General features: G+C 71.3%; 20 protein-coding genes and 2 pseudogenes. 4 read left to right on the top strand and 18 right to left on the bottom strand.

Annotation, left to right across the window (positions count from 1 at the left end):
• The first annotated feature begins 443 nt into the window (after positions 1-443).
• Complete coding sequence (locus tag ACI2LY_RS19245) at positions 444-1,073, top strand: class I SAM-dependent methyltransferase (protein WP_404708197.1); 630 nt, start codon at positions 444-446, stop codon at positions 1,071-1,073.
• Positions 1,074-1,314: 241 nt separating this feature from the next.
• The gene (locus ACI2LY_RS19250) at positions 1,315-1,779 is read left to right on the top strand and encodes a hypothetical protein (RefSeq protein WP_404708198.1); all 465 of its coding nucleotides are present in this window, start codon (positions 1,315-1,317) and stop codon (positions 1,777-1,779) included.
• 33 nt (positions 1,780-1,812) lie between these two features.
• On the opposite strand, the gene ACI2LY_RS19255 is transcribed toward ACI2LY_RS19250, so the two are convergent.
• Positions 1,813-2,379, bottom strand: coding sequence for a hypothetical protein (locus ACI2LY_RS19255; RefSeq protein ID WP_404708199.1), 567 nt, complete (start codon positions 2,377-2,379; stop codon positions 1,813-1,815).
• 188 nt (positions 2,380-2,567) lie between these two features.
• Here ACI2LY_RS19255 and ACI2LY_RS19260 point away from each other — a divergent pair, with 188 nt between their 5' ends.
• A complete protein-coding gene (locus ACI2LY_RS19260) occupies positions 2,568-3,974 on the top strand; it encodes a M1 family metallopeptidase (protein WP_404708200.1) in 1,407 nt (468 codons plus the stop codon).
• A 4-nt stretch (positions 3,975-3,978) separates the two neighbouring features.
• Here the strand turns inward: ACI2LY_RS19260 and ACI2LY_RS19265 are convergent.
• The 4 genes and pseudogenes from ACI2LY_RS19265 to ACI2LY_RS19280 all read right to left on the bottom strand — a co-directional run.
• A pseudogene (locus ACI2LY_RS19265) lies at positions 3,979-5,439 on the bottom strand (hybrid sensor histidine kinase/response regulator); the annotation flags it as partial.
• A 192-nt stretch (positions 5,440-5,631) separates the two neighbouring features.
• Positions 5,632-7,434 (bottom strand): annotated as a pseudogene (locus ACI2LY_RS19270) (AAA family ATPase); the annotation flags it as partial.
• The gene (locus ACI2LY_RS19275; protein ID WP_404708201.1) at positions 7,419-7,736 is read right to left on the bottom strand and encodes a CU044_2847 family protein; all 318 of its coding nucleotides are present in this window, start codon (positions 7,734-7,736) and stop codon (positions 7,419-7,421) included. The gene ACI2LY_RS19275 and the pseudogene ACI2LY_RS19270, both read right to left, overlap by 16 nt.
• Positions 7,737-7,889: 153 nt before the next feature.
• On the bottom strand, positions 7,890-8,426 hold the full coding sequence (locus ACI2LY_RS19280; protein WP_404708202.1) for a 2'-5' RNA ligase family protein: 537 nt from the start codon (positions 8,424-8,426) through the stop codon (positions 7,890-7,892).
• Positions 8,427-8,591: 165 nt separating this feature from the next.
• On the opposite strand from ACI2LY_RS19280, the gene ACI2LY_RS19285 reads away from it, so the two are divergent.
• A complete protein-coding gene (locus ACI2LY_RS19285; RefSeq protein ID WP_388997622.1) occupies positions 8,592-9,041 on the top strand; it encodes a spore-associated protein in 450 nt (149 codons plus the stop codon).
• Between the two features lie 78 nt (positions 9,042-9,119).
• Here ACI2LY_RS19285 and ACI2LY_RS19290 read toward each other — a convergent pair whose 3' ends face one another.
• The 13 genes from ACI2LY_RS19290 to ACI2LY_RS19350 form a co-directional block, all read right to left on the bottom strand.
• Positions 9,120-10,157 (bottom strand): sugar phosphate isomerase/epimerase family protein, encoded by a 1,038-nt coding sequence (locus ACI2LY_RS19290; RefSeq protein WP_404708203.1) that lies wholly within the window; start codon positions 10,155-10,157, stop codon positions 9,120-9,122.
• An 88-nt stretch (positions 10,158-10,245) separates the two neighbouring features.
• Positions 10,246-11,649: a nucleotide pyrophosphatase/phosphodiesterase family protein gene (locus ACI2LY_RS19295; protein ID WP_404708204.1), complete on the bottom strand. Its 1,404-nt coding sequence runs from the start codon at positions 11,647-11,649 to the stop codon at positions 10,246-10,248.
• Entirely contained in the window at positions 11,646-12,815 is a 1,170-nt protein-coding gene (gene eboE, locus ACI2LY_RS19300; RefSeq protein ID WP_404708205.1) for a metabolite traffic protein EboE, read from the bottom strand. Before eboE ends, ACI2LY_RS19295 begins: the two co-directional genes overlap by 4 nt.
• 3 nt (positions 12,816-12,818) lie before the next feature.
• Positions 12,819-13,718: a TatD family hydrolase gene (locus ACI2LY_RS19305; RefSeq protein ID WP_404708206.1), complete on the bottom strand. Its 900-nt coding sequence runs from the start codon at positions 13,716-13,718 to the stop codon at positions 12,819-12,821.
• Positions 13,718-14,401, bottom strand: coding sequence for an EboA domain-containing protein (locus ACI2LY_RS19310; RefSeq protein WP_404708207.1), 684 nt, complete (start codon positions 14,399-14,401; stop codon positions 13,718-13,720). The genes ACI2LY_RS19305 and ACI2LY_RS19310 overlap by 1 nt, the downstream gene beginning before the upstream one ends.
• A complete protein-coding gene (locus ACI2LY_RS19315) occupies positions 14,398-15,462 on the bottom strand; it encodes a sugar phosphate isomerase/epimerase family protein (RefSeq protein ID WP_404708208.1) in 1,065 nt (354 codons plus the stop codon). The genes ACI2LY_RS19310 and ACI2LY_RS19315 overlap by 4 nt, the downstream gene beginning before the upstream one ends.
• The gene (locus tag ACI2LY_RS19320) at positions 15,459-16,421 is read right to left on the bottom strand and encodes an SCO3242 family prenyltransferase (RefSeq protein ID WP_404708209.1); all 963 of its coding nucleotides are present in this window, start codon (positions 16,419-16,421) and stop codon (positions 15,459-15,461) included. The genes ACI2LY_RS19315 and ACI2LY_RS19320 overlap by 4 nt, the downstream gene beginning before the upstream one ends.
• A complete protein-coding gene (locus ACI2LY_RS19325; protein ID WP_404708210.1) occupies positions 16,418-17,536 on the bottom strand; it encodes an inositol-3-phosphate synthase in 1,119 nt (372 codons plus the stop codon). The genes ACI2LY_RS19320 and ACI2LY_RS19325 overlap by 4 nt, the downstream gene beginning before the upstream one ends.
• Positions 17,537-17,629: 93 nt before the next feature.
• The gene (locus ACI2LY_RS19330) at positions 17,630-18,964 is read right to left on the bottom strand and encodes a ThuA domain-containing protein (RefSeq protein WP_404708211.1); all 1,335 of its coding nucleotides are present in this window, start codon (positions 18,962-18,964) and stop codon (positions 17,630-17,632) included.
• 15 nt (positions 18,965-18,979) lie between these two features.
• On the bottom strand, positions 18,980-21,457 hold the full coding sequence (locus ACI2LY_RS19335; RefSeq protein ID WP_404708212.1) for a PQQ-dependent sugar dehydrogenase: 2,478 nt from the start codon (positions 21,455-21,457) through the stop codon (positions 18,980-18,982).
• Between the two features lie 96 nt (positions 21,458-21,553).
• A complete protein-coding gene (locus ACI2LY_RS19340) occupies positions 21,554-22,552 on the bottom strand; it encodes a sugar phosphate isomerase/epimerase family protein (protein ID WP_404708213.1) in 999 nt (332 codons plus the stop codon).
• A gap of 20 nt (positions 22,553-22,572) precedes the next feature.
• Positions 22,573-23,763, bottom strand: a complete 1,191-nt coding sequence (locus ACI2LY_RS19345; protein ID WP_404708749.1) for a Gfo/Idh/MocA family protein — start codon at positions 23,761-23,763, stop codon at positions 22,573-22,575.
• Between the two features lie 62 nt (positions 23,764-23,825).
• Positions 23,826-24,878 carry a substrate-binding domain-containing protein gene (locus ACI2LY_RS19350; protein WP_404708214.1) on the bottom strand — a complete coding sequence of 351 codons (1,053 nt, stop codon included), beginning with the start codon at positions 24,876-24,878 and terminating at the stop codon, positions 23,826-23,828.
• Positions 24,879-24,880: the final 2 nt, after the last annotated feature.

Here is a 24,880-nt window from a genome sequence, read left to right on the forward strand (position 1 = left end):
GTGGTGCACATGCCACCCTACTCGGCACCCACCCACCACTCAACGATCGTTTATTAACTCCAACTCTTCGTTGACACGCGGTGGTTGCCCGTAGCACCATCAGGAACAGCGGGAGCGGTCGGTTTTGCCAGAGGCGATCGCCACCAGTCCGTTCGGCGCGCAGTGGCGCTGTGTCCGCGGCTGTCGTCGCGGCCGGACCGGACCCGGAGACCGCCTCCGCCGCGCCCGGACCACGGTCCACGGGCCCGGCCGGAGGCACAGGCGGAGGTCGGCCGCGCGCCCCGAACGCGCGGTCGGCCTCCGCTGATGACTGGCGGGCCGAGCCCGCCCGGGCCGCCGTCTGAAGGAACCTTCTCGCCCCTACGAATCCCCCGGGACGGAACCATGTTCACGAGCGAAGACGCACTGCGCACTGTCGCGCGGCCGACGCGGGGGCTGGTCACGTGAACGCACCCTCGACCATGGCGCACCATGTTCTGGCGGGCGACTGGGACCGGTGGTTCACCGCAGGCAGCCAGCCCGTCGTCGGTCAGGACGAAGCCGACTGCTTCTTAAAGGCGGTCGGTTCGACGGACGGCATGAGGGGTGCCGATCTGGCCTGCGGGACGGGACAGTGGACGCGACAGCTCGCGGCCTGGGGAATCCGGGTCACGGGCTACGACTTCAGCGCCGAGGCCCTGAGACAGGCCAAGGCCGCGGGCACGCGGGACGGCCTCTCGTACCGCCGGTGCGACTTGGTCGCCGACGCGATTCCGTATGAACTCGCCCCGCACAGCCTCGACATCGTGACGTGCCGACACGCTCTCGCCTATCTGGAGCCGGCCCGGCTGCTCACCGACGTCGGCCGGTGGCTCAAGCCCAGCGGCGTCTTCTTCGGCGTCCTCTGCGTGAGTGAGCGGGAAAAACGACCGGACGGTTTCGACCGGGCCCTCACGGAGCAGCAGTTCGCCGGTCTCGGCACCGGCTGGCAGCGGCGCGAGGTCCGTCAACTCGACCGCGAGCACCGAGCGATCGTGCTGAGCGGATACGGCCAGGCGGCGACCGCACGGGTGGCCTGGGCAACGGCCCCCTGACCGAGGCCCGCGACCGGCTGCCCAGTCCCGGCCTGGGCGGTACGGCGGCCCTCGGTAGGCTGGGGGCATGGACACGTGGGGGCGCAAAGTCAGATTCACAGCGGTGTCGGCGGTGGTCGTGTTGACCCTGACCGGGTTCACGTCGGGCCGTCATGGGAGCGGCGGCCATCACGGTGGCGGCGGGGGCGGGTGCAGCAACTCCAGCCAGGATCACGACAGTTCGTCGGGGTCGGACTCATCGGTGTCCGACATCGACGGCTCGTCCGGCGACGACTCGTACGACGATGCGTACGGCGGCGGTCCGTACGGTGATTCGCCCAGCAGCGCCTACAGCCTCGGGGCCAGCACCGACGGCAGCGACAGCGGTACGTACCGCTCGCGGCCCGGTCGGCGTTCCACCCCCACGGCGTCCCCCGGCGGGACCAGCCGGTCCCTGAAGGACGGCGCCGCCGTGCTCGTGCGGTGCGCGACCACGGACGTTCCGTACGCGACCGTCGAGGTCAGTAATCCGAACGGACGCGAGGGCGTGTTCACCGTGCGGATGAAGTTCCAGGACGACCATGGCCGCACCGTGAGCGACGGCTCCGACGAGGTGTCGGTGCCCGCGCAGGACAAGGTGACGGCCATGGTGCTCGTCAACCATATGGACCGCGTGCGCGAGATCGATCACTGCGAGGTGGACCCGAAGGCCACACCCGACCGGTGACCGACTGCGCGGCCGTCATGGCAGCGGCGCGGCTCAGGCGGCCGGGTGGACCGGGGGGCCGTCCGCCGGACGGGCGGCGGTGGGTGCCGGGTCGCCGCCTTGAAGGGCGTCCCGCATGGTGCGGAGGCGGTGGGTCTGGCGGTTGCTGTTCCAGATCATCCACCCCAGGAAGACCACGCCGAACACGGCCAGGCCGACGGTCCGCCAGGGACTGGCCGTGAACCCGGTCAGCACGGTGATCCCGGCGAAGAGGAGCGCGAGGAAGACGAGCGCCGGAACGCGGTTGCGGGTCTGGTGCAGACGACGTTCGACGATCTCCCGCATGATCCGGCGGTCCTCGGGGTCGGAGGGCGTCTCGCCCGCGCGCAGCCGCTGTTCCACGCGGACCAGCCGGTCCATCGACCCGCCGGCGGCCCTCTTCTCCTTGCGACGCCTGGCCAGCATGAAGCCGAGACCGGCCACGGAGTACAGACAGACCCGCACCACGGTCGCCACGGGATTCCCCCCGAATAGCACCCACGTCACCACGCTCGCCACGACCACACCCAGGACGATCGGCGCCCACACGTGTCTGATGAAGAAGTCGTTGATCCGCCCCATGCCCAGCCTCCTTGGCCCCTTCCCCTCCGCAGCCCGGCGCTTCCCGTCTCCGGCCGCTGCGGCTGAGCCTCCCCCATACCCCCGCGATGCGGAAACAGACAGCAACTTCCTTTTCGGCAGCGGGAATTCAGCCCATCAGGCGTCCGAGTGGGGTCGAGAAGCGGTCCGGCATGGCAGTATGCGCTGGCATGTCACCGTCAGGCGCATCGCTGCTCGTATCGCTGTCATGCTCCGGCCGTCGTCTGTTCGTCGTGCTGATGGTGCTGCTCGCGACGGTCGGCACTGGGGAGCGACGTGCCGACGCGTCGGCCGGGCCGGGGACGTCCCGTGCCGCCGCGACACCCGATCGCGCTCGCTACGACGTGAGCCTGCGCTCCGACGCCGACGGCAGCCACTGGAGCGGACGGCAGCGGGTGTCGTTCCGGAACGCGTCCGGTCAGCCCCTGCGCGAGGTGTACCTGCGGCTGTGGGGCAATGGCGAGGACAAGTGCGGCACGCCTGGCACCCCCTCCCCCGTCGTCGTGTCGCACGTGCGCGGTGGCACACCGGATGGTCCGACCGTCGACTGCACGGCTCTGCGCATCGCCCTGCCCAAACCGCTCGGGCGGGGTGAGCGGACGTCCGTCTCCTTCGACGTCTCCCTCGCCGTGCCCGGCCGCAACGCCCGCTTCGGCCGCGAGAACGCGTACCGCTTCCTCGGCAACGCGTTGCCGGTGCTGGCCGTGCTCGACGCCAAGGGGTGGCACCTCGACCCGTACGTGGCGCTCGGCGAGAGCTTCTACTCACTGGCGGGTGACTTCCGCGTACGTCTCGACCACCCCTCCGCGCTGCGCGTCCCCGCCACAGGTCACACCCGGACTCACCCCGGCGGCCCCCACCGTACGGTCACGGTCAGCGTCGCGGAGCAGGTGCGGGACTTCGCCTGGGCGGCGGGCCCGTTCCGGACGGCCACGGACACCACACCCGAGGGTGTTCGGGTGAGGTCGTACTGGTCGGCGGACACCCCGGCCGCGGGCGTGCGCCTCAACCGTACGGACGCCGTCGCCGCGATCGAGCGGTTCGGCCGGGAGTTCGGCCGCTACCCGTACGGCGAGATCGACCTCGTGATGACCAGCGGGTTCGGCGGCGGCATGGAGTACCCCGGCCTCGTCCTCCTCGGCACCACGGAGGAGGGCGGCGCCGCCGTCCATGAGGTGGCGCACCAGTGGTGGTACGGCATCGTCGGCAACGACGAGTACGCCTCACCGTGGCTGGACGAGAGCTTCGCCCAGTACGCCAACGCCCGCTTCTACGGCTGGGACACCCGCGACTGCTGGTCCGACGTGTACTGGCCGGACGACAGCGCCGCGCTCACCGGCTCGATGGCCTACTGGTCGCAGCACCCCGGTCAGTACCACCTCGTCTACACGGCCGGACCCTGCGCCCTCGCCGACCTGCAGCGCAGCCTCGGCGACGACACCATGGCCCGGCTCCTCAAGCGCTATGCCCGCGACCATTGGTACGGCGTGTCCACCACCGACGACTTCAAGAGGCTCGCCCAATCCATGACGGACGACGACCTCGGGGTTTTCTGGGAGAGCCATCGCATCAGCTGACCGGTCAGCCGGAGCTGTCGTGACCGTCGGACGGCAGCCACGTTCTCAGCGTGGTGAGGAGACCGTCGAGGTCGACGGGCTTGGTGAGGTAGGCAGAGGCACCCGCCGCGTGAGCCCGTGCCCGGTCCTGGTCCATCGCACGCGCGGTCAGCATGATCACGGGGATGTCGGCCAGTGCCGGGGAGGCCCGGATCGCCGCGGTGGCCGCGTAGCCGTCCATCTCAGGCATCATGATGTCCATCAGCACTGCGGCCACGTCGTCGTGCTCCTCCAGGACCTGAAGGCCCTCGCGGCCATTCTCCGCATACAGCACCGCCAGGCCGTACTGTTCGAGGATGCTGGTCAGCGCGAAGCCACTGCTGACGTCGTCGTCGACGACCAGTACCTTCTCGCCGTCGAATCGGATATCGGGTCGTTCCGGCGGTTCGTGCGGCTCCTCCGGCGTCCACACCTCCGGGTTGCCGTTCGTCGCGGACCGGGTCGAACTGATCGGCCGTTCAGCGGCTTTCGCCGACAGCCCGAAGTCGGGCACCGCCAGGTCGCCGCGGTGTAGTGGCAGGTAGAGGGTGAAGGTAGAGCCGACCCCCGGCCTGCTCCGTGCGTGGATCTCGCCGCCGAGCAGCTGCGCGATCTCCCGCGAGATGGACAGGCCCAGGCCGGTCCCCCCGTACTTGCGGCTGGTCGTGCCGTCGGCCTGCTTGAACGCCTCGAAGATGACCCTCATGTTGCCGGCCGAGATACCGATGCCGGTGTCGGTCACCGAAAAGGCGATCAAGTCGGTGCCCGCATCGCGCAGCGTTCCGTGCTCCCCGAGCCGCGCCGGCACGTCCGGGGCGGCGGGGTGGATGGCCAGTTCGACAGACCCGGCGTCAGTGAACTTCACAGCGTTCGACAACAGGTTGCGCAGAACCTGGAGAAGCCGCTGATCGTCGGTGACGATCACCTTCGGCAGCGCGGGTGAGACACGCACCGTCAGCTGCAGGCCCTTCTCATCGGTCAGGGGCCGGAAAGTCGCCACCACGTAGTCAACGAGAAAGGCGAGTTCGATACGGTCCGGTGACACCTCCATCCTGCCCGCCTCGACCTTCGTCAGGTCGAGGATGTCATTGATCAGCTGGAGCAGATCGGAGCCCGCTCCATGGATCGTCTCGGCGAACTCGACCTGCCTGGGCGTCAGATTCGCTTCCGGGTTGTCGGCGAGGAGCTTGGCAAGGATCAGCGAGACGTTGAGCGGCGTTCGCAGCTCGTGCGACACGTTGGCGAGGAACTCGTTCTTGTAGCGCATGGAGACGGCGAGTTGCTCGGCACGTTCTTCCAGGACTTGCCGAGCGTCCTCGATCTCGATGTTCCTCGCCTCGAGGTCACGACTCTGCTGGGCCAACAGCGCCGCCTGCGCTTCCAGTTCCTCGGTCCGCAGGCGCAACTGCCGCGTCAGCTCCTGCGACTGGGCGAGGAGCTCCTTCGTATGCTGCTGTTGCCGGAGCAGCACCTCGCTGCTGTGTTCGATGAAGGTCGTGACGTCCGAAGGGATGTCGGCCCTCCGTTCGCCCAGCCAGCTCTGTGCTTCTGCCACGCGGGGCGCGGAGAGCAGGTCCTTCTCCCGGGCGCGTTCCTCCATGACGCTCAGCCACTGCTGGAAGGCGGCGTCCTCCTGGACCCAGTCGGAGAGCCGGTCCCATTCCCGGATCAGGGCCTCGTGAGCGATTTCCGCCGTGCCGGGTCCCGCGGGCCCCAGAACCACGATGCGGTGCTCCGGTTCGGCGAGGAGTCGGGCCACATTCCAGTCGTCCCCCAAATGTGCGCGATGTGCCGTGACGCGTACGGCGTTGGCGCTTCCGTCCCTTGCCCGCACCATGGCCAGCAGGACGCGGCGGATCCGGTGTTCCCCGAGACCCATGTGCTCGCGCAGCCAGTGGTACACGTTCTCCGCATGTCGGTTGAGCGCTCCCGACACACCACCCAGGCCGTGGTAGCTGTCGAAGTTGATCTGCCGCTCCTGCTGCAACGGCCACAGTTCCGTGAGCGTGAATTCCAGCAGGGGCAGGCTTCCCGGCGCTCTGCTCGCCTCAGCCGCGATCCGCTCAGGCAGCCCGGGGCTGAAGGTGACTTCGGAGAAGCGGGCGGGCTCGACGATGACGCGCGTCAGCGCCGACTCGTCCATGGGCGAAACATTCAGTTGTCTGTCCTGGATACGGCTACCGATGTCGGGTAGGGCCAGCAGATCGGGGAGGAAGTCCGCGCGCAGCGTGCAGACCAGTCGCACCCGCGCATCGGGAGCGCTGTCCGCGGAGGGAAGCAGGCTGTGTAGGAAGGTGAGGGGATCGGCGCCGGTGCCGCTCCCGAACGTCTCCTCGAACTGATCTCCCACGAGCGCCAGCCGCTGTCCGGTAAGAATCGCGATCTTCGATGCCACGGGCCAGAACCCGTTCAGCCGCAGGACGTCGGCCCGGTGTTCCAGCTCCTCGAGCGAGTGCTGTGCCCCCGGCCGTTCGGCGTCGAGCAGGGCCCGGGCGACCGCCTCGAACGGTGACGTGCCCGGGCGGAAGGTGGCTACCCGCCACCCCTCGCTCTCAAGCTCAGGCCGCAGTCCGGCGGCGACCAGCGAGGACTTGCCCACTCCTGACGGGCCGGTGACCATGACGAGCGGCTTGGCTCTCACCATGTTCCTCAGCAGCTCGACCTCCGCTTCACGGCCGACGAACACGCCGCTCTTGCCGTCCTGGGCGGTGAACGCATCCAGGCCGCGGTAGGGGCAGGGAGGGAGCAGGGAGCGCCCCAGCAGGTCGGGCCAGGCGGCCGCCACCTCTGACAGGGGGATGGCGTAGGCGTCCTGGGCGAGACCGTCCCGACCGGCGATCGCGAGCATCCCGACCACGAAATCGCCCCAGCGGTCCGTGGCGATGACCGGGGCGCCGCTGTAGCCCGGCTGGGCGCGCAGAGCGGCCTCCGCGCGCACGTCGAGTTGGATGAGACCTCCGCCGACAGATCCCCTCAGGGCACAGGTGCTCCAGGCCCCGTTGGCCTTGCGCGGTGGTGTGCCCGCGAAGCCGAACACGGCCACGGGTGAATCCTTGGCCAGCCCTGGTGACGCGTCCAGCAGTCGCGCGGCACCAGCGTGCGCGGGCAGGGTGTCACCGACGATGATCAACCCGGCGACGTCCCGCCCTGAGCCATGGGAACCCGGTGGCGGGTCCCAGGCGACGACACGACACACCCGCAGCGGCGCGCCTTCCCCGTCGCCGAGCAGAACGAACTCGACCTGGATCCGGGCGTCGACCGGTGGACGTTCCTGATGGCGCTTGTCCAGGCCCAGGGCCGCGTTGACGACGTGCGCACAGGTGACAATGTGGCGTCCGCCGACCACGAATCCGACACCCACGGGAGTGTCCGAAGACCGCGATCGGATCTTGACGACGAAGCCCTCCCGCTGCGTCTGCACGACCGTCAGTCCCGCTTCCACAGCACACGGACGGCGAAGTTCACCTCGGCCGTGCCCTTGGCGACGACAACCCCGCTCTCGCCTCCGATCTTGAGACCGAACTGGATCTCCGCCTCGTCCGGTCGCATGGCTCTCACGGTCTCCGACACCTGCACCAGAGCGGGCCGCACCCGCGCGAGAGCGTCGCGCAGTGAGGTCTCGGCACGCCTCACCACACCGTCATCGGCCGCAAGTTCGAGATCCGGGGCGGCAAGGTCGGTCTCGGCCTCAAAGACAACGCTGCCTTCGTCGTCCGTGACAGTCATCATGACCAGGTCCGCCATGGCAATCCCCCGCGTGTTCAGCCGTGAAAAGGCAGTCACCATCCTGGGGCATCAGGGGATGTTCGGGTGGCGAGTTGATTCAGTTTCCGTTCCGGTAGCGGTGAACGACTTCTCCGGCCCCAGCTGAACACCCCTGCGGGCCACAGAGATTGATCACCGCAGGGCGAACGACGCCCGCTGCTGCCACCTGGTGCCGTCGTGGACCAGCAGCTCGACCGACGACACCCGGGCAGTGACGGGAAGCCGGGCGCGGAGGTCGGCCTCGGCTTCCTTCAGCACGGCATCGTCCTGTCCCTGGGCGATGGTCAGGTGGGGGACGACCTCGTCGAACTGGCCGCCGAAGGGTGGGGTCTCCTGCCAGCGTTTGGCGATTGCCTCGGTCAGCCGACGGAAGGGGGCGTCCGGGTCGGGCGCTAGGTACAAGATCCCCGGGAATCGCCCGCAGCGCTCGAACCGGGCCTCGAAGGGGTGGTGACGTCCAATCACTTCTCGGATGGCCGCGTGGGTGCCGTCGTCGATGCGGCTCTCGTGGAGGAACGGGAAGAGGATGGTGACATGAGCCGGAACACCCGCACGGGCTGAGGGGTCCAGACGGTCACGCCATGCTCGGACGGCGGGTTCTGCCTCGGGGACCCTGACGACGAGCCCCGACTGCCCTGCCTGAAACTCACCGGAGCCGTTGCCTGCCATCGCGCATATGTATCACCGGGCCCGGAGCGGCAGCCACCCGGTACTCGCAGCCGAGCTGTGGATTACGCCGATCGGGCTTTCTTCGAAGAACGGTGCAACCATCCGGATGCGTCGCTAGTCACACCAGACAGGAGCAACGAGCTTCTACCGCCACAAGGGGGAAATATGCGATCAAACCGTACTGCCCTCACCGTCGGTGCGCTGGCCGCGCTCGCGCTCGGGGCCACCACCGCGATGGCCGCGCCCGCGTCCGCCGCGCCCAACACCACCCCGCAGAAGGTCTGCGGGAGCAGCTACCGCACCGTCAACTCCGCGGCCGTCGGCTCGCTCGGGACCGTCTACCTGACCTACAACGCGTCCAACGGCAAGAACTGTGTGACCACCATCCGCAACAGCCCCGGCACCGCGGTCGCCATGTCGGCGTGGCTCTACGTCGCCGACACCGACCAGGGCGACGACGACTACGGCAACTTCACCTCGTACGCCGGTCCGACCTACGTCTACGGCAAGGGGCACTGCGTCGACTGGGGTGGCCAGATCAAGAACGTGTACGTGCAGATCTCCGGCTCCAACTGCGCGTCCCTGAAGGAGAAGCGGGTCACCTACACCCGCTGATCCCGGCAACGCACGACGACGACTCGCTCTGGCGGAGGCTCCACGCTCCCGCCAGAGCGAGTCGTCATGTGGTCGCCGTCAGCACTTCTCGCGCAGGGAGTGCAGGTACGCGCTCGATCGGCGGGCGAAGCTCAGGGAGTCCGGGGGGCTGTCGTGCTCGGTCTGCCAGTGGTGGGCCAGGCGTTGGCCGCGTAGGTGGGTGACGGTGGAGATGAAGCGCTGGTAGTCGATGTCACCGTCGCCGACGTCCGTCATTCGGTAGCCGAACTCGTTCGTGGGGTCGCTCACGCCGTCCTTGACGTGGAAGAGGGGGTAGCGGTGGGGGTGGGCGAGGACGTAGTCCAGCGGGTCGAAGGGGGCCGGGGTGCCGTCGGGGCGCTTGGAGAAGCGGAACTGACCCGCGTAGGCCCAGTAGATGTCCATTTCGAGGTGGACGAGGTCGGGGTCGGTCTCCGCCAGGAGGACGTCGTAGAGGCGGACCTTGGGGTCGTCGGCGGCGAAGGCGAACTCGTCGGAGTGGTTGTGCTGGTAGAACTTCATGCCGCGCGCCTTGGCCGCCGCGCCGTAGGTGTTGAACTCCTGCGCGGCGCGCTTCCAGGCGTCGACGGTCGAGCCGTAGCGGAACGGGCCGGAGGCGGTGCCGATGTGCTTGAGGCCGAGGGCCTGGGCGTCGTCGAGGACCTTCTCGAGGTTCTGGGCGAAGGTGTAGGCGTTCGGGTTGTCGGAGTAGTAGCCGACGTGGCTGCCGATCGGGGTCAGGCCGTGGTCCCTGGCGAGGCGCCGGAGGGCGGCGAGGGTGATGGGTCCCGCGGAGCCCTGGGTGTATCCGGCGAACTCGATCTCGTCGTAGCCGTACTTCTCCAGCTCGGCGAAGACGGGGGCGAAGCCGAGGGTGCCGACCTTGTCGCGCAGGCTGTAGAGCTGGATGCCCAGGCGGCCGGGGGGCAGGACGGGACGGCCCCGGCCGACGGCGGGCGCGGGGGCGGTGGTCGCGGCCGAGGCGGGGCCTGCCGCGCCCAGCAGGGCGGCGGCCGTGGCGCCCGCGGCGACGCCCAGCATGCCCCTTCTGGTCAGTCGATGGGTCAGTTCGGGGTGATTGCGCGAAATGCGGCTCATGCGGGAACTCCGGGGTGTGGGAGGGCGTTGTCAGTGGTGAGTGCTTCACTGGGGACCAGGCACACGAGACGGGTGTCATGAGGGCTCGTCAGGTGAGTCCGGCGAGTCGGAGCAGGAGTGATTTCACATCGGTGGCCTGGACACGGTCGCCGACGGCACGGGGGGTGGAGCAGATGAGGAGCGGACCTTCGTCGTCGCTCGCGGGAAGGCGGCCGTGGCTGCCCCGAATAGGTGACGGGTCCAGGGGTACGACCGCCATGCGGTAGCGCAGGCCGAGCTTCTTGCGGGCCAGCGCGGCCGCCGCCTTGACCTTGACGTAGGGGTCGAGGGGGTCCATGAAGAGTTCGACCGGGTCGTAGCCGGGTTTGCGGTGGATCTCCACGAGCCGGGCGAAGTCCGGCGCGCGGGCATCGTCGAGCCAGTAGTAGTACGTGAACCAGGCGTCCGGTTCCGCCACGGCGACCAGTTCGCCCGAGCGCGGGTGGTCGAGGTGGTGGTGCTTCTTGCCCTCGTCGTCCAGGAGTTGGGCGATGCCGGGCAGGCAGGTGAGGGCGGCGCGGGTGGCGTCGAGGTCTTCGGGGCGGCGCACGTAGACATGGGCGATCTGGTGGTCGGCTACCGCGAAGGCCCGTGAGGCCATCGGGTCGAGGTACTCCATGCCGTCCTGCTCGTGCACCTCCAGCAGCCCGGCTCGGCGCAGGGCGCGGTTGATGTCGACGGGACGGTCCGCGCGGGTGATGCCGTACTCGGACAGGGCGACGACGGTGCGGCCTTCGGCGTGGGCGTCGTCCAGGAGCGGTGCGATCGCGGCGTCCAGGTCGGCGGCCGCGGTGAGGGAGCGTGGGTCGTCGGGGCCGTAGCGCTGGAGGTCGTAGTCGAGGTGGGGGAGGTAGCAGAGGGTCAGGTCGGGGCGGCGGGTGCGCTGGATGTGGCGGGTGGCGTCGATGATCCAGCGGCTGGAGGCGAGACCGGCGCCCGGTCCCCAGAACTGGAAGAGGGGGAACGTGCCGAATTTCGCCGTGAGTTCGTCGTGCAGGTCGGAAGGGCGGGTGTAGCAGTCGGGTTCCTTGCGGCCGTCGGCGTAGTAGACGGGACGGGGGGTGACGGTGAAGTCGGTGTCGGCGCCCATGGCGTACCACCAGCAGATGTTGGCCACGGTGTAGCCGGGGTGGGCGCGACGGGCGGCGTCCCAGAGCTTGTCTCCGGCGACGAGGCCGTTGTGCTGGCGCCACAGCAGGACGTCGCCGAGTTCGCGGAAGTACCAGCCGTTGCCGACGATGCCGTGCTCGGCGGGCGTGGTGCCGGTCAGGAAAGTGGACTGGGCGGCGCAGGTGACGGCGGGCAGGACGGTGCCGAGATGGGCGCGGGAGCCCTGGTCCGCGAGGGCGCGCAGGTGGGGCATGTGAGCGAGGAGGCGGGGGGTGAGGCCGACGACGTCCAAGACGAGTAGCGGGGTGGGGCGGCCGGGTGCGGCCGCGGGTCGGCCGGTCATGGCAGCTCCTTCAGGCCGAGGTCGGTGAGGAGGTCGCGGGCGAGGGCGAGTTCGGCGGCGATGCCGTCGGTGAGCTGGGCGCGGGTGCGGGGCCTCAGCTCGGCGGGGAGGGCGTGCCAGGTGTAGGTCTCGACCTCGAGGTGGCGGGTGAGGGGGTGCGGTCCACCGACGAGACGGGTCAGGGCGGTGGCGAGAACGGGGAGGGTGGAGGTGAGGGGCGCGGCGGGGGCCGCGTGCAGGGGGACGTGGACGTGGGTGCGCCAGGGCGCGCTGTCGGGCAGGGCGCCGTCCTGGAGGGCCTCGTCGAGGTCGTCGGTGCCGTGTCGTCCGGTGGCGGTGAGGGTGCGGGTCTGGTGCAGGAACCGGGGCTCGGCGAACGCGGCGAGGGCCTGGCGGACGTCGGGGCGGTGGGGGTGTTCGGCGTGGAGGGCCGCGGAGAGCTGGGACTTGACGATGGGGACGCCGGATCGGACAAGGGCGTCCAGGGCGGTGTGCGGATCTTCGAAGGAGGTGGCGAGATGGCAGGTGTCGACGCAGATGCCGATGCGGGGATGGGCGATGTCGGTGAGGGGGGTGAGGGCGTCGGCGGTGGTCTCGATGACGCAGCCGGGTTCGGGTTCCAGGCCGACGCGCAGGGAGCGGCCGGTGAGTTCCGCGAGGGCGTCGAGGCGTTCGCCGAGGGTGCGCAGGGCGGTGCGGGCCGTCTCCAGGCGGTCGGGGGTGGCGGCGGTGCGCCAGGCGAGCGGCAGGGTGGAGATGCTGCCCTCGAGGATGTCGTCGGGGAGGAGGCCGGCCAGAATGCGGGCGAGCGCGGTGGTGTGGCGCAGCCGTTCGGGATCGGCCCAGTCCGGCTTGTAGACGCGGTACTTGACCTGCTGCGAGCCGAAGCCCTCATAGGGGAAGCCGTTGAGGGTGACGACCTCCAGGCCGCGCCGGTCGAGTTCGGCGCGGAGGGCGGCGAGGGCGCAGGGGTCGTTCTCCAGGGCGAGGGCGGCATCCTTGGCGAGCCAGAGGCCGATGCCGAGGCGGTCACGGCCCAGGCGACGCCGGACGGGTTCACAGTGGTCGCGGAGCTGGGCGACGACTGCGTCGAGGGTTTCGGCGGGGTGGACGTTGGTGCAGTAGGCGAGGTGGACGAGGGAGCCGTCGGGGTGGCGGAAGCGCACGGGTCACTCCCCTCCGGCGGGCACGGCGGCGGGGGTGTCGTCGGGCGCCGTGTCCTTGGGGGCGCCGCGGAGGATGGTGTTGCCCTCGTGGGTGGCGTCGGTCGCGGCGACGTCCAGGTCGAGCCGTCCGCTGAGCCCGTAGAAGGCGACGGGGTTGCGCCACAGGACGCGGTCGACGTCGTCCTCGGTGAAGCCTTCCGCCAGCATCAGGTCGGCCACCTTGCGGGTCTTGAGCGGGTCGCTTCTCCCCCAGTCGGCGGCGGAGTTGACCAGGACCTGTTCGGGGCCGTAGGAGCGCAGGACGGCGACCATGCGTGCTTCGTCCATCTTGGTGTCGGGGTAGACGGAGAAGCCGAGCCAGCAGCCGCTGTCCTTGGCCTCCTTAACGGTGGTCTCGTTGAGGTGGTCGAGCAGGACGCGTTCCGGGGCGAGCGCGGACTCCCGTACGGCGTCCAGGGTGCGGCGCAGGCCGGTGGCCTTGTCCCGGTGGGGGGTGTGGACGAGGGCGGGCAGTCCGTGGTCGGCGGCGAGCTGGAGCTGGGCGGCGAGCGCGGCGTCCTCGGCCGGGGTCATCGAGTCGTAGCCGATCTCCCCGACGGCGACGACGCGGTCCTTGACGAGATAGCGGGGCAGTTCGTCGAGGACGGGGGTGCAGCGGGGGTCGTTGGCCTCTTTGGGGTTGAGGGCGATCGTGCAGTGGTGGGCGATGCCGTACTGGGCGGCGCGGAACGGCTCCCAGCCCAGGAGGGAGTCGAAGTAGTCGAGGAAGGAGGCGGTGGAGGTGCGGGGCTGGCCGAGCCAGAAGGCGGGTTCCACCACGGCGCGGACACCTGCGTCACGCATGGCCTCGTAGTCGTCGGTGGTGCGCGAGGTCATGTGGATGTGGGGGTCGAAGATGCGCATCAGGACTCCTTGCCGTGGGGGGTGCCACCGTGGGTGGCGTGCGGCGGGGCTGCGGGGTCGGTCAGGGCCAGGACGTGGCGCAGGTCCTCGGGGACGGGGCGGCCCGCGGCGGTGCGTTCGGCGGCGAAGTCGGCCAGCATGCGGACGAGTTCGGCGTCGCCGTGGGCGCGGGTGGCGAGCTGGGCGACCCGGGCGACGGGCACTCCGGTGAACAGGCACTTCAGGACCGCGTGGCGCCACGGGTGCGGCGTCAGATGGCGGGCGGCGTAGGGGCCGACGGCGGCCTCGAGGAGCCGGGTGTCGTTGGTGCGCAGGGCGTCCTCGACGAGAGGGAGGGATTCGGGGCCCGGTACGAGGTGGGGCAGGGCGTGCAGCACGGCGCGGCGTTCGTCGGCGGTGCCCTGCTGGTAGACGCGGGCGAGGTCGGCCGGGGCGGGGCGGGCGGCGCGCAGGATGAGGACGCGGGCGGCGTCGGCGTGCGCGGGGCCGCAGCGGCGGCGGGCCTCGGCCAGACGTAGCTCCCAGGCGGGGGCGGGGCGGGTGGCGGCTTCGGTGAGGGCGAGGTCCAGCCAGTCTCGGGCTGGGGGTGTGAGGTGGGCGCGTAGGTCGTCCGGGAGGGATGAGGGGCTTGCTGCTTCGGAGGAGATGCGGGTGCGGTCGGGGGTGGGGTGGGGGTGCGTCATGCGGGGGTCCCTTCCGTGGGGGCGGAGGTCCCGGTGCTGAGCACGGGGTGGAGAGAGGCCGCGGGGGTGACCGCCGGGCTGCGTGGGGGTCGGGCGTCGTCCTGGTTCGCGATCGGCGGCGAGGCGGGACGGGGAGCGACGGCCGACGGGCTGACGGGGCTGACCCCCGAGGTGAGCGGCAGTCGGGCGGCGGCCTTGAGGAAGGGCAGGGAGGTTTCGGCGAAGTGGGGGCCCGCGTGGGAATGGCGGGGCAGTTCGACCACGGTGAGGCCCTGGTAGCCGGTGGCGGCCAGGGCCGCGAGGACGGCGGGGAAGTCGATCTCGCCGTCTCCGAACGGCAGGTGCTCGTGTCGGCCGCGGCGCATGTCCTCGATCTGGACGTGCCGCAGCCAGGGTGCGGCGGCGCTGACGCAGTCGGCGGGAGGGAGCGGTTCGAGGCACTGGCAGTGGCCGATGTCAAGGGTGAGCCCGAGGTGGGCGGGGTCGCCGAGGGCGTGACGGAGGTGGTGGAAGTCCGCGAGGGTGGCGAGGAGATGGCCCGGCTCGGGTTCGACGGCGAGGGGGATGTCGGCGGCGGTGGCGGCTGCCAGGACCGGGGTGAGGGTGTCGGCCAGCCGGTCCCACGCCGTCTTCTCGTCCGTGCCGGGCGGGAGGGTGCCGCTGAAGCAGTGCACGGCGTGGGCGCCGAGTTCGGCCGCGATCCGCACGGCCCGGATCAGCAGATCGGCGCGGCGGGCCCGGTCGGCGGGGTCAGGGTCGAGGAGGGAGGGTCCGTGTTTGCGGCGCGGGTCGAGGACGTAGCGGGCGCCGGTCTCCACGGTGACCTCCAGGCCGAGCGCGGCCAGACGGCGGGCCACCTGCCGGGTGCGGGCGGCGACGTCGGGGGCCAACGGGTCGAGGTGCATGTGGTCGAGGGTGAGGCCCACACCGTCGTAGCCGAGGTCGGCGAGCAGGGCGAGGGCGTCGTCGAGGCGGAGGTCGGCCAGGCCGTTGGTGCCGTAGCCGAAGCGGAGGGCGGTCGGGGCGGCAGGCACCTGGGGGGTGGAGGGCTCGGGCGTCATGTCACGCTCACCTTCTTGGCGAACCGGGCGGCCAACGGGGCCAGCGCCGCGGTGATCAGCGCGCTGACCGGGGCGGCGGAGCGGGCCGAGAGCGCGGCCTGGAGCGGGATGGTGGCGCGGATGCCGCCGCCGACGGCCTTCTGGGTGAGCGGGGGCGACGGGTTGAGGGCGGCGTGGAAGTAGGGGCGGGCGGCGGTGGCGGCGTAGGCGAGGGCGCAGGCCACGCGGAGGGCGTGCGTGCCGGGGGTAGCTGAAGGGGTGTCCGATCCGGCGGGGCTCGTCCGGGCCGTGTGCAGCGGGGTTCGCGGGGGGCGTCGGGTCAGGAGGTGCGTCAGGGCGCCGGTGGTGGCGAGTGCGGTCAGGGGGGTGAGGGGGGAGCCGCCCTGGGTCTCGTTGCGGGAGACCGTGGTGAGGGCGAGGGTGTGGGTGCCGAGCAGGGCGGCGGAGGGGAGCGCGGGGCCGACGCGTCCCGAGGTGGCGGCGGCGCCGAGCAGGAGGTCGAGTGCGCGGGCCGCCGCCATCGCGAGGGGGCCCGCCGGGGTCCGTTTGAGGCCCAGGTCGTACGCCCACACGGTCGCGGCCAGGGGCGCGGCGACGGCGAGCGCGGGTCGGCCAGCGCGTGCGGCGAATGCCAGGCCGGTGGCGGTCAGGGCGCAGGCCGCGGTGAGCGCGGCGGCGGGGCGGACGCGGCCCGAGGGCAGCGGGCGGTGGGGGCGTTCGGCGGCGTCCTCTGCGCGGTCGGCCCAGTCGTTGAGCGCCATGCCCGCCTCGTACAGGCAGAGGGAGGAGCCGATGGCCCACGCGGTACGACGGTCTGGGCGGCCGGAGACCGTGGCCGCCCCGGCCAGGACGTCACCGGGGACGGTGAACAGGGCCGGTAGTCGCAGGAGTTCGGCCCAGGCGGCCGATCGGCTGGGCCTGCCCCGGTCAGGGACAGCGGGACGCCCCTCCCCCGTCACCGGGCCTCCCCCGCGCGAAGCCGGGCCGCGAGCCGGGTGAGGGCCGTGTACTGGTCGCTCAGGGCCGACGGGCCGTCGCCCACCGGGTCCTTGAAGTAGAAGCCCAGGTCGGTCAGCGGTCCGGACAGGCCCGCCTCTCGGGCGCGGAGGGTGAGGCGGGCCAGGTCGAGGACCAGCGGGGCGGCCAGGGAGGAGTCGCAGCCCTGCCAGATGGTCTGCAGGATCATGCGGGTGCCGAGGAAGCCGTCGAAAGCGATGTGGTCCCAGGCGGTCTTCCAGTCGCCGAGGGCGGGCACGTCGTCGATGTGCACCTCGCCCTGTACCGGGGTGCCGAGGGTGTCGGTCAGGACCCGTTCCTTGCCCGCGTTCTTCGCCGCCGCGGCCGCCGGGTCGGCCAGGGCGGCGCCGTCGCCGCCGCCGAGCAGGTTGGTGCCGGACCAGGCCCGTACCGCGAGGGCGCGTTGGGCGAACATGGGGCCCAGCACCGAGCGCAGGAGGGTCTGGCCGGTCTTGCCGTCCCGCCCCGCGTACGGCAGGCCGCTGTCGGCCGAGGCGGCGGCCAGGGACGGGTGGTGCAGGCCGGTGGACGGGGTGAAGTTGACGTAGGGGCAGCCCGCGCGCAGGGCCGCCGCAGCGTAGAGCGAGCTGGGTGGGAGGGTGTCGCCGTCGGGGGCGGGCTCGGTGGAGGCCACGTTGACGACCACCGTCCCGGCCGGGGCGCGGCGGGCGGTGAAGTCGCGGATGTCGGCGGCGAACGCCTCGATCAGCGCCTGCTCGTCACGGTCGTCGTCGGGGAGCGGGCCCCCGGGGGCGATCTCGTCGTCGGCGGCGGTGAGTTCGGCCGCGACGGCCGCGGGCAGGCCGGGTGGCAGGACGCCTCCGGCGGCGAGTTCCTCGGCGCGTTTGGGCAGGGGGCAGTCCAGCGTGTCGTGGCCGCCGAAGACCAGGGAGGACAGTCCGGGCAGGCCGCAGTCGGCGAACAGGGCGGTCTCCGTGAGCATGCCGGTGGGCGGGTGCAGACCGGCGGACATCGCGGCGCAGCCCGCGACGACGGTGGTCGCCACCGAGCCTCGGGTGCCGATGAGCCACACGCCGGCGGGACGGGACACGGACATGATCGGCCTCCTGGTGGACGGGCTCGGCACGGACGGGACACGGCGGACAGGAGACGGCGGGCGGGAGTACGGCGTCTCCCGCCCGCCGCCGCTTCAGCGGCCCCCTGCGGGCAGTTCCTTGATCCGGATGTCGCGGAACGCCACCTGGTCGTCGGCCCCGTGGTTCTGGATGCCGAGGTGGCCGTCGCGCAGGCTGCGGGCCGGGTCGGTGTTGGTGAAGTCGTTGATCGGGGTGCCGTTGAGCCAGATGCGGAGGTGTTCGCCCTCCACCCGGATCTCGTAGGTGTTCCACTCCCCCGGCGGGTTCAGCGCGCGGTCCCGCGCGGCGAGGTCGGCGGACTGGAAGCCGTACACCGAGCCGGTGGTCTTCTCGGGGACGTCGGTGGCGTCGATCTGGACCTCGTAGCCGTTGTCGACGGCGGACCAGGGGTCGTCCGAGGGCGGGAAGCCCACGAACACGCCCGAGTTGCCGTCCCCGGTGATCTTCCAGTCGAGCTTGAGGGAGTACGAGGAGAAGCCCGAGGCGGCGTACCAGAGCAGGCCCATGCCGCCGGACGAGGTGAGCGTGCCGTCGTCGGCCAGGGTGAAGGAGCCGGGCCCCGCCTGCCGCCAGTCCTCCAGCGAGGCGGCGGTGCCGTCGAAGAGGGGGTGGTAGCCGTTCTCCGGGCGGCAGTCGGCCTGGGCCGCGCCGGTCGCCCAGCGCAGGCCGCCGAGCAGGTGGGCGCGGAAGGCGGGGTCGGCGTAGGACTCGCGGGTGTGGCCGCCGCCGGTGTAGAAGGCGCGGCCGCCCTGGTAGGTCTGGCACCAGGCGATCGGATGGTCGCCGTTCATGGTGCCGCCGCTGTAGGAGGACTCGTCGAGCGAGGCGAGGACGTGGGCGCGTTCGCGGGGGTTGGAGCGGTAGTTGTACCACTCGTCGGTGCGTTCCCACCGGCCGGGCAGCTGGGCGGTGGCGGGGTGGGCGTGGTCCTCGACCACGACGGTGGCGGGCTGGATCGCCGGGTGCGAGTCGAACCAGGCCCCGGCGAGGCCGCCGTAGAACGGCCAGTCGTACTCGGTGTCGGCGGCCGCGTGGACGCCGACGTAGCCGCCGCCCTGGCGGATGTAGCCCTCGAAGGCCCGCTGCTGGGCGGCGTTGAGGACGTCGCCGGTAGTGGAAAGGAAGACGACGGCGTCGTAGCGGCGCAGGTTGCGGGCGGTGAAGGCGGTGGCGTCCTCGGTGGCGTCGACCGTGAGGCCGTCCGTGGCGCCGAGCTGCTGTACGGCGGCCACGCCGTCCAGGATGGAGTCGTGGCGGAAGCCGGTGGTCTTGGAGAAGACCAGGACCCGGCCGGTCTCGGTGGGCCGCGCGGCGGCCGGGCCGGTGACGCAGCCGAGCAGCAGTGCGGCTCCGAGGGCGGTGGTGGTGAGCAGGCGTGTGGTGCGCATGGGGGTGACCTCCGTTCAGCCGGTGGTGAAGGTGAAGTCGTCCACGTCGAAGAGGGCGCCGGTGCCGCCCTTGAAGACCAGGAAGAGCGTGGTCGTGGCCTTCGGGGCGCGGGTCAGGTCGGCGCTCACGTCCTGGAAGGTCTCCCAGCCGCCGGTCACCGGCACGGTTGCCTTGCCCAGCAGGGTGCCCGTGGCCGATCCGGCGCGGATCTCCAGGGTGCCGCCGACGCCTCCGGAGGAGATCCGGGCGGTGATCTTCTTGGCGTTGCCGAGCGCGTAGGGGCTGAAGGAGATCCAGTCGCCGTCGTGGATGTCGCCTACGGTCTTGCCGCCGTGGGCGGTGTCCTTGGACTGGAGGGTGACGCCGGAGGAGCCGGTGTAGTGCTCGGCCTGGCGGTGGCGGGGCTGGGTGACGTTCTGGTCGTGGGAGGTGAGCGGGGCCTGGCCGCCGCCTCCGGTGTCGGTGTACTCGGCGTCGAACACGCCGAAGATGTCCTCGTTCTCGTCGTGTCCGCCGTCGGCGCTGGTCCGGATGGTGCCGGAGCAGCCCTTGGCGGAGGTCAGCGGGTGGCCGTGGGTGTCGTGGCCGAGGATGAAGTTGACGGTGACCTTGGAGCAGTCGACGCCCGTACCGTCCTCGGGGTCGGTGACCTTGACCGTGAAGGGGACGGCGTCACCGAAGCTGAACAGCTGCCCGTCCTGCGGGAGTTGGAGGGTCACGGTGGGTGCGGTGTTGCCGACGACGATCCGTACGGCGGCGCTGCCGGTGCGGCCGGAGGGGTCCTTGGCGGTCAGGGTGGCGGTGTAGGTGCCGTTCTGGCGGTAGGTGTGGGTGGGGTTGGCGGCGGTGGAGCTGGTGCCGTCGCCGAAGTCCCAGTGGCGGGTGAGGGTGTCGCCGTCCTGGTCGGTGGTGCCCGCGGAGGAGAAGCGGACCTTCAGCGCGGCCTGCCCGGAGGTCTTGTCGGCGGCGGCCTTGGCGACCGGTGAGTGGCCGCCGGTGGCGTTCTCGATCCGGTACAGGGCGGAGTTGTCGTCGCCGCCGAACCAGGCGGTGCCGTAGTCCAGGACGTACAGCGCGCCGTCGGGGCCGAAGGCCATGTCCATCACCTGGGTGCCGGTCCAGGGGAAGGCGTTGATCGACTGCACCGCGCCGTCCGCGCCGGTCTCGATGCGCTTGATCCAGCGGCGGCCGAACTCACCGGCGAAGAAGTCGCCGTCGTACGCCTCGGGGAACTTCACCGGGGAGTCCAGGGCGGGGTCGTAGTGGTAGACGGGGCCGCCCATCGGGGACTCGGAGCCGTCGCCGAACTCCGGTACGGACGCGCCGTCGTAGGGCAGCCAGGCCGTCTGGGCCGGGGGCAGGTCGGTGAGGCCGGTGTTGTGCGGGGAGGTGTTCTTCGGGGCGGCGCAGTCGAAGGCGGCGCCGGAGGTCTTGGTGGCGAAGTCGTAGTCGACGTAGGCGTCGTTCTTGCCGGTGCAGTAGGGCCAGCCGAAGTTGCCGGGGCCGGTGACGCGGGCGAACTCGACCTGGCCGCCGGGGCCTCGGGCCGGGTCGGCGGCTCCGGCGTCGGGGCCGTAGTCGCCGACGTAGAGGACGCCGGTCTCCTTGTCGACGCTGAAGCGGAAGGGGTTGCGGAAGCCCATGGCGTAGATCTCGGGGCGGGTCTTCGCGGTGCCGGGGGCGAAGAGGTTGCCGTCGGGGACGGTGTAGGTGCCGTCGGCGCCGACCTTGATCCGCAGGATCTTGCCGCGCAGGTCGTTGGTGTTGCCCGCGGTGCGCTGGGCGTCGAAGGCCGGGTTGCGGTCGGCGCGTTCGTCGATGGGGGTGAAGCCGTCGGACTGGAAGGGGTTGGAGTCGTCGCCGGTCGACAGGTAGAGGTTGCCGTCCCTGTCGAAGTCGATGTCCCCGCCGACGTGGCAGCAGATGCCGCGCGAGGTCGGCACTTCCAGGATCTTCTTCTCGCTGGCGGTGTCCAGGGTGCCGTCGGTCTTCAGGACGAACCGGGAGAGCCGGTTGACGCCGTCGAAGGGGGCGAAGTCGGCGGCGGTGCCGGTCTCGGGGGCGTCGCCGGGCGGGGTGTCCAGCGGGGGCGCGTAGTAGAGGTAGACGAAGCGGTTGTCGGTGAAGTGCGGGTCGACGCCGACGCCCTGGAGGCCCTCCTCGTCGTGGGAGTAGACGGCGAGCTTGCCCGCGGTGCGGGTGGTGCCCGCGGCGTCGGTGAGGCGGAGTTCGCCGTCGCGGGAGGTGTGGAGGACGGAGCGGTCGGGCAGCACGGCGAGGCTCATGGGCTCGCCGACCTCCGCCTCGCCTCGGGCGAGGGTGACCTGCTGGACGTCCTCGGCGGCGGCGCCGCCCCGGTCGGCGGCGGACGCGCCGGGCGCGGTGAGGGCGGGGGTGGCGCCGATGAGGAGCGCACCGCAGGCGAGGGCGAGGGCGGTGCGCAGACGTGGGCGGCGGCTTGGGGTACCGGTGGGGCGGGCGTTCCCGTGCACGGATGCCTCCAGAAGAAGCGGATGGTACGGGCGGGTGGGGGTGCGCCGGGATGCGCCGTCATCCCGGTGGGGGTGAGTCGGGGCCGATGAGGAGCGTCAGTGGCCGAACGCCGCGTCGAACGAGGCCGACGGCGGGTCGAAGTCGTACGCCTTGAGGCGGGCCAGGGCTTCGGGGGCACCCTGGAGCCGGTCCATGCCCGCGTCCTCCCACTCGACGGAGACGGGGCCCTGGTAGCCGATGGAGGCCAGCATCCGGAACACGTCCTCCCAGGGGACGTCACCGTGCCCGGCCGAGACGAAGTCCCAGCCGCGACGCGGGTCGCCCCAGGGCAGGTGGGAGCCGAGGCGGCCGTTGCGGCCGTCCAGGCGCTTGCGGGCCTCCTTGCAGTCCACGTGGTAGATCCGGTCCCGGAAGTCCCACAGGAAGCCGACCGGGTCCAGGTCCTGCCACACGAAGTGGGAGGGGTCGAAGTTCAGGCCGAAGGCGGGCCGGTGTCCGACGGCCTCCAGGGCACGCTGGGTCGTCCAGTAGTCGTAGGCGATCTCGCTCGGGTGGACCTCGTGCGCGAACCGCACGCCCTCGGCGTCGAAGACGTCCAGGATCGGGTTCCAGCGCTCGGCGAAGTCCTGGTAGCCCCGCTCGATCATCGTCTCGGGGGCGGGCGGGAACATGGCGACGAGGTGCCAGATGGCGGAGCCGGTGAAGCCGACGACCGTGTCCACGCCGAAGGCCGCCGCCGCGCGGGCGGTGTCCGCGATCTCGGCCGCCGCCCGCTGCCGTACGCCCTCCCCGTCGCCGTCGCCCCAGATCCGGGCGGGCAGGATCGCCTGGTGGCGTTCGTCGATGATGGCGTCGCAGACGGCCTGGCCGACCAGATGGTTGGAGATGGCCCAGCACTTCAGGCCGTACTTGTCGAGGAGTTGATGGCGCGAGGCGAGATACGCCGGGTCGGCGAGCGCCTTGTCCACCTCGAAGTGGTCTCCCCAGCAGGCGAGTTCGAGTCCGTCGTAGCCGAAGTCGCGCGCGAGGCGGCAGACCTCCTCCAGTGGCAGGTCGGCCCACTGGCCGGTGAACAGGGTGAATGTACGCGGCATCGGCCGGCCCTCCTCGGACGTCAGAACACGATCGGGGTGTACACGGAGTTCTTCGCGGCGCTCTCCTCCACGGCGGCCAGCACCCGCTGGACCTCCAGGCCGTCGGCGAACGACGGGACGGGCTTGCGGCCCTCCGCGATGGCGTGCACGAGGTCGCGGGCCTGGTGGACGAAGGTGTGCTCGTAGCCGAGGCCGTGTCCCGGCGGCCACCAGGCGTCCAGGTAGGGGTGGTCGGGCTCGGTCACCAGGATGCGGCGGAATCCCGCGTGTGTGCCGGGCTCGGTGCCGTCGTGGAAGGACAGCTCGTTGAGCCGCTCCAAGTCGAAGGCGAGGGAACCCCGTTCACCATTCAGCTCGATGCGGAGCGCGTTCTTGCGTCCGGTGGCGTATCGCGTCGCCTCGAAGGAGCCCAGGGCGCCGGAGGCGAACCGGCCCGTGAACACGGCGGCGTCGTCCACCGTGACGGGCCCCGACCCGCCTTCCGCCAGCGGCCGTTGGCGTACGAAGGTCTCGGTGAGCGCGGACACCCCGGCGAGCTTCTCCCCCGCCAGGTACTGGGCGACGTCGATGACATGCGCCCCCAGGTCCCCGAGCGCGCCCGAACCGGCCGTCTCCTTGCGCAGCCGCCAGGTCAGCGGGAACTCCGGGTCGACCAGCCAGTCCTGGAGATAGCTCACCCGGACATGCCGGACGGTCCCGAGCCGCCCCTCGGTGATCATCCGCCGGGCGAGAGCGACGGCGGGCACCCGACGGTAGTTGAAGCCGACCATCGCCAACTGGCCGCGCTCATATGCCGTTTCCGCCGCTGCCGCCATCGCCTCCGCTTCCTCGACGGTGTTGGCGAGCGGCTTCTCGCACAGCACGTGCTTGCCCACGGCGAGCGCGGCGAGCGCGATCTCGGCGTGGCTGTCGCCGGGGGTGCAGATGTCGACGAGGTCGACGTCGTCGCGGGCGATCAGCGCACGCCAGTCGGTCTCGGTGGCCGCCCAGCCGTGCCGGTCGGCGGCGGCCCGTACCGCCGTGCCGTCCCGGCCGCACAGCACGGACAGGACCGGTTCGCGGGGCAGGTCGAAGACGCGGCCCGCCGTGCGCCAGCCCTGGGAGTGGGCGGCGCCCATGAAGGCGTACCCGACCATCCCGATGCGCAGCGGCGGCTTGCCCTGAGGACCGGACCCGGTCCCCTCCTGTGCTGAACTCTGCGGCTGTGCCATGCGGTGGGTCCTCTCCTCGTCCTCGTACGGGGTGACGCCGTGCGGGTGGGGCAGAGGTCCGGTCACCGGAAGCCGGTGGGCATGTACCGGTCGACGTTGTCCTTGTCGACGACGGCGGAGTAGAGCGTGACCGACGCGGGGATCTCGTACTCGGCCATGCCGCCCACGCCCTTGCCCTGGCCGAGGGCGCGGGCGAGGTCGATCGCGGAGGCGGACATGGTCGGCGGGTAGAGGACGGTCGCCTTCAGCACACCGTCGTCCCGCTCGATGGCCTGGAACGCGGAGAGCGCACCGGCGCCGCCGACCATGAGGAAGCCGTCCCGGCCCGCCTGCTCCACGGCGCGCAGCGCACCTACGCCCTGATCGTCGTCGTGGTTCCACAGGGCGTCGAACTTGCGCTGTGCCTGGAGGAGTTGGGCCATCTTGGCCTGGCCGGACTCGACGGTGAAGTCGGCCGCCTGGCGGGCCACCTTGCGGATGTTGGGGTAGTTCTTCAGGGCGTCGTCGAAACCCTTGGTGCGCTGCTTGGTCAGTTCCAGGTTGTCCAGCCCGGCCAGTTCCACGACGCGGGCGTCCGGGGTGTCCTTCAGCTTCTCGCCGATGTAGTGCCCGGCGTTGAGGCCCATGCCGTAGTTGTCGCCGCCGATCCAGCAGCGGTACGCCTGCGGGGTGTTGAAGACCCGGTCCAGGTTGACGACCGGAATCCCGGCGCGCATCGCCTTCAGGCCGACCTGGGTGAGGGCCTTGCCGTCGGCGGGCAGGACGACCAGGACGTCGACCTTCTTGTTGATGAGGGTCTCGATCTGGCCGATCTGGGCGGCGGTGTCGTTGGAGCCCTCGGTGATCTCCAGGGTGACGTCGGAGTAGGTGCGGGCGCGCCGCTTGGCGTTGTCGTTGATGGCGTTGAGCCAGCCGTGGTCGGCCTGCGGGCCCGCGAAGCCGATGGTGACGTGCTTGCCGGGCTGGTCGTCGGCGGGCTTGTCCTCGGCGGCGGTCTTCTCGTCCTTGGGCTCGTTGCTGGTGCATCCGGCGAGGAAGGCGCCGGCGCCGACGGCGGCGGTCCCGAAGAGCAGTCCTCTGCGGCTGGTGAGGGGTGTCGGTGCGGTCGGTCGCATGG

Origin of the sequence: Streptomyces sp. NPDC002176, from assembly GCF_044903645.1 — a bacterium.
Lineage (GTDB): Bacteria > Actinomycetota > Actinomycetes > Streptomycetales > Streptomycetaceae > Streptomyces.

Coding starts and splice junctions, on each gene's coding strand:
- ACI2LY_RS19255 (WP_404708199.1), bottom strand. CDS start 2,379: ATGGGGCGGATCAACGACTTCTTCATCAGACACGTGTGGGCGCCGATC.
- ACI2LY_RS19260 (WP_404708200.1), top strand. CDS start 2,568: ATGTCACCGTCAGGCGCATCGCTGCTCGTATCGCTGTCATGCTCCGGC.
- ACI2LY_RS19275 (WP_404708201.1), bottom strand. CDS start 7,736: ATGGCGGACCTGGTCATGATGACTGTCACGGACGACGAAGGCAGCGTT.
- ACI2LY_RS19280 (WP_404708202.1), bottom strand. CDS start 8,426: ATGGCAGGCAACGGCTCCGGTGAGTTTCAGGCAGGGCAGTCGGGGCTC.
- ACI2LY_RS19285 (WP_388997622.1), top strand. CDS start 8,592: ATGCGATCAAACCGTACTGCCCTCACCGTCGGTGCGCTGGCCGCGCTC.
- ACI2LY_RS19290 (WP_404708203.1), bottom strand. CDS start 10,157: ATGAGCCGCATTTCGCGCAATCACCCCGAACTGACCCATCGACTGACC.
- ACI2LY_RS19295 (WP_404708204.1), bottom strand. CDS start 11,649: ATGACCGGCCGACCCGCGGCCGCACCCGGCCGCCCCACCCCGCTACTC.
- ACI2LY_RS19305 (WP_404708206.1), bottom strand. CDS start 13,718: ATGCGCATCTTCGACCCCCACATCCACATGACCTCGCGCACCACCGAC.
- ACI2LY_RS19310 (WP_404708207.1), bottom strand. CDS start 14,401: ATGACGCACCCCCACCCCACCCCCGACCGCACCCGCATCTCCTCCGAA.
- ACI2LY_RS19315 (WP_404708208.1), bottom strand. CDS start 15,462: ATGACGCCCGAGCCCTCCACCCCCCAGGTGCCTGCCGCCCCGACCGCC.
- ACI2LY_RS19325 (WP_404708210.1), bottom strand. CDS start 17,536: ATGTCCGTGTCCCGTCCCGCCGGCGTGTGGCTCATCGGCACCCGAGGC.
- ACI2LY_RS19330 (WP_404708211.1), bottom strand. CDS start 18,964: ATGCGCACCACACGCCTGCTCACCACCACCGCCCTCGGAGCCGCACTG.
- ACI2LY_RS19340 (WP_404708213.1), bottom strand. CDS start 22,552: ATGCCGCGTACATTCACCCTGTTCACCGGCCAGTGGGCCGACCTGCCA.
- ACI2LY_RS19345 (WP_404708749.1), bottom strand. CDS start 23,763: ATGGCACAGCCGCAGAGTTCAGCACAGGAGGGGACCGGGTCCGGTCCT.
- ACI2LY_RS19350 (WP_404708214.1), bottom strand. CDS start 24,878: ATGCGACCGACCGCACCGACACCCCTCACCAGCCGCAGAGGACTGCTC.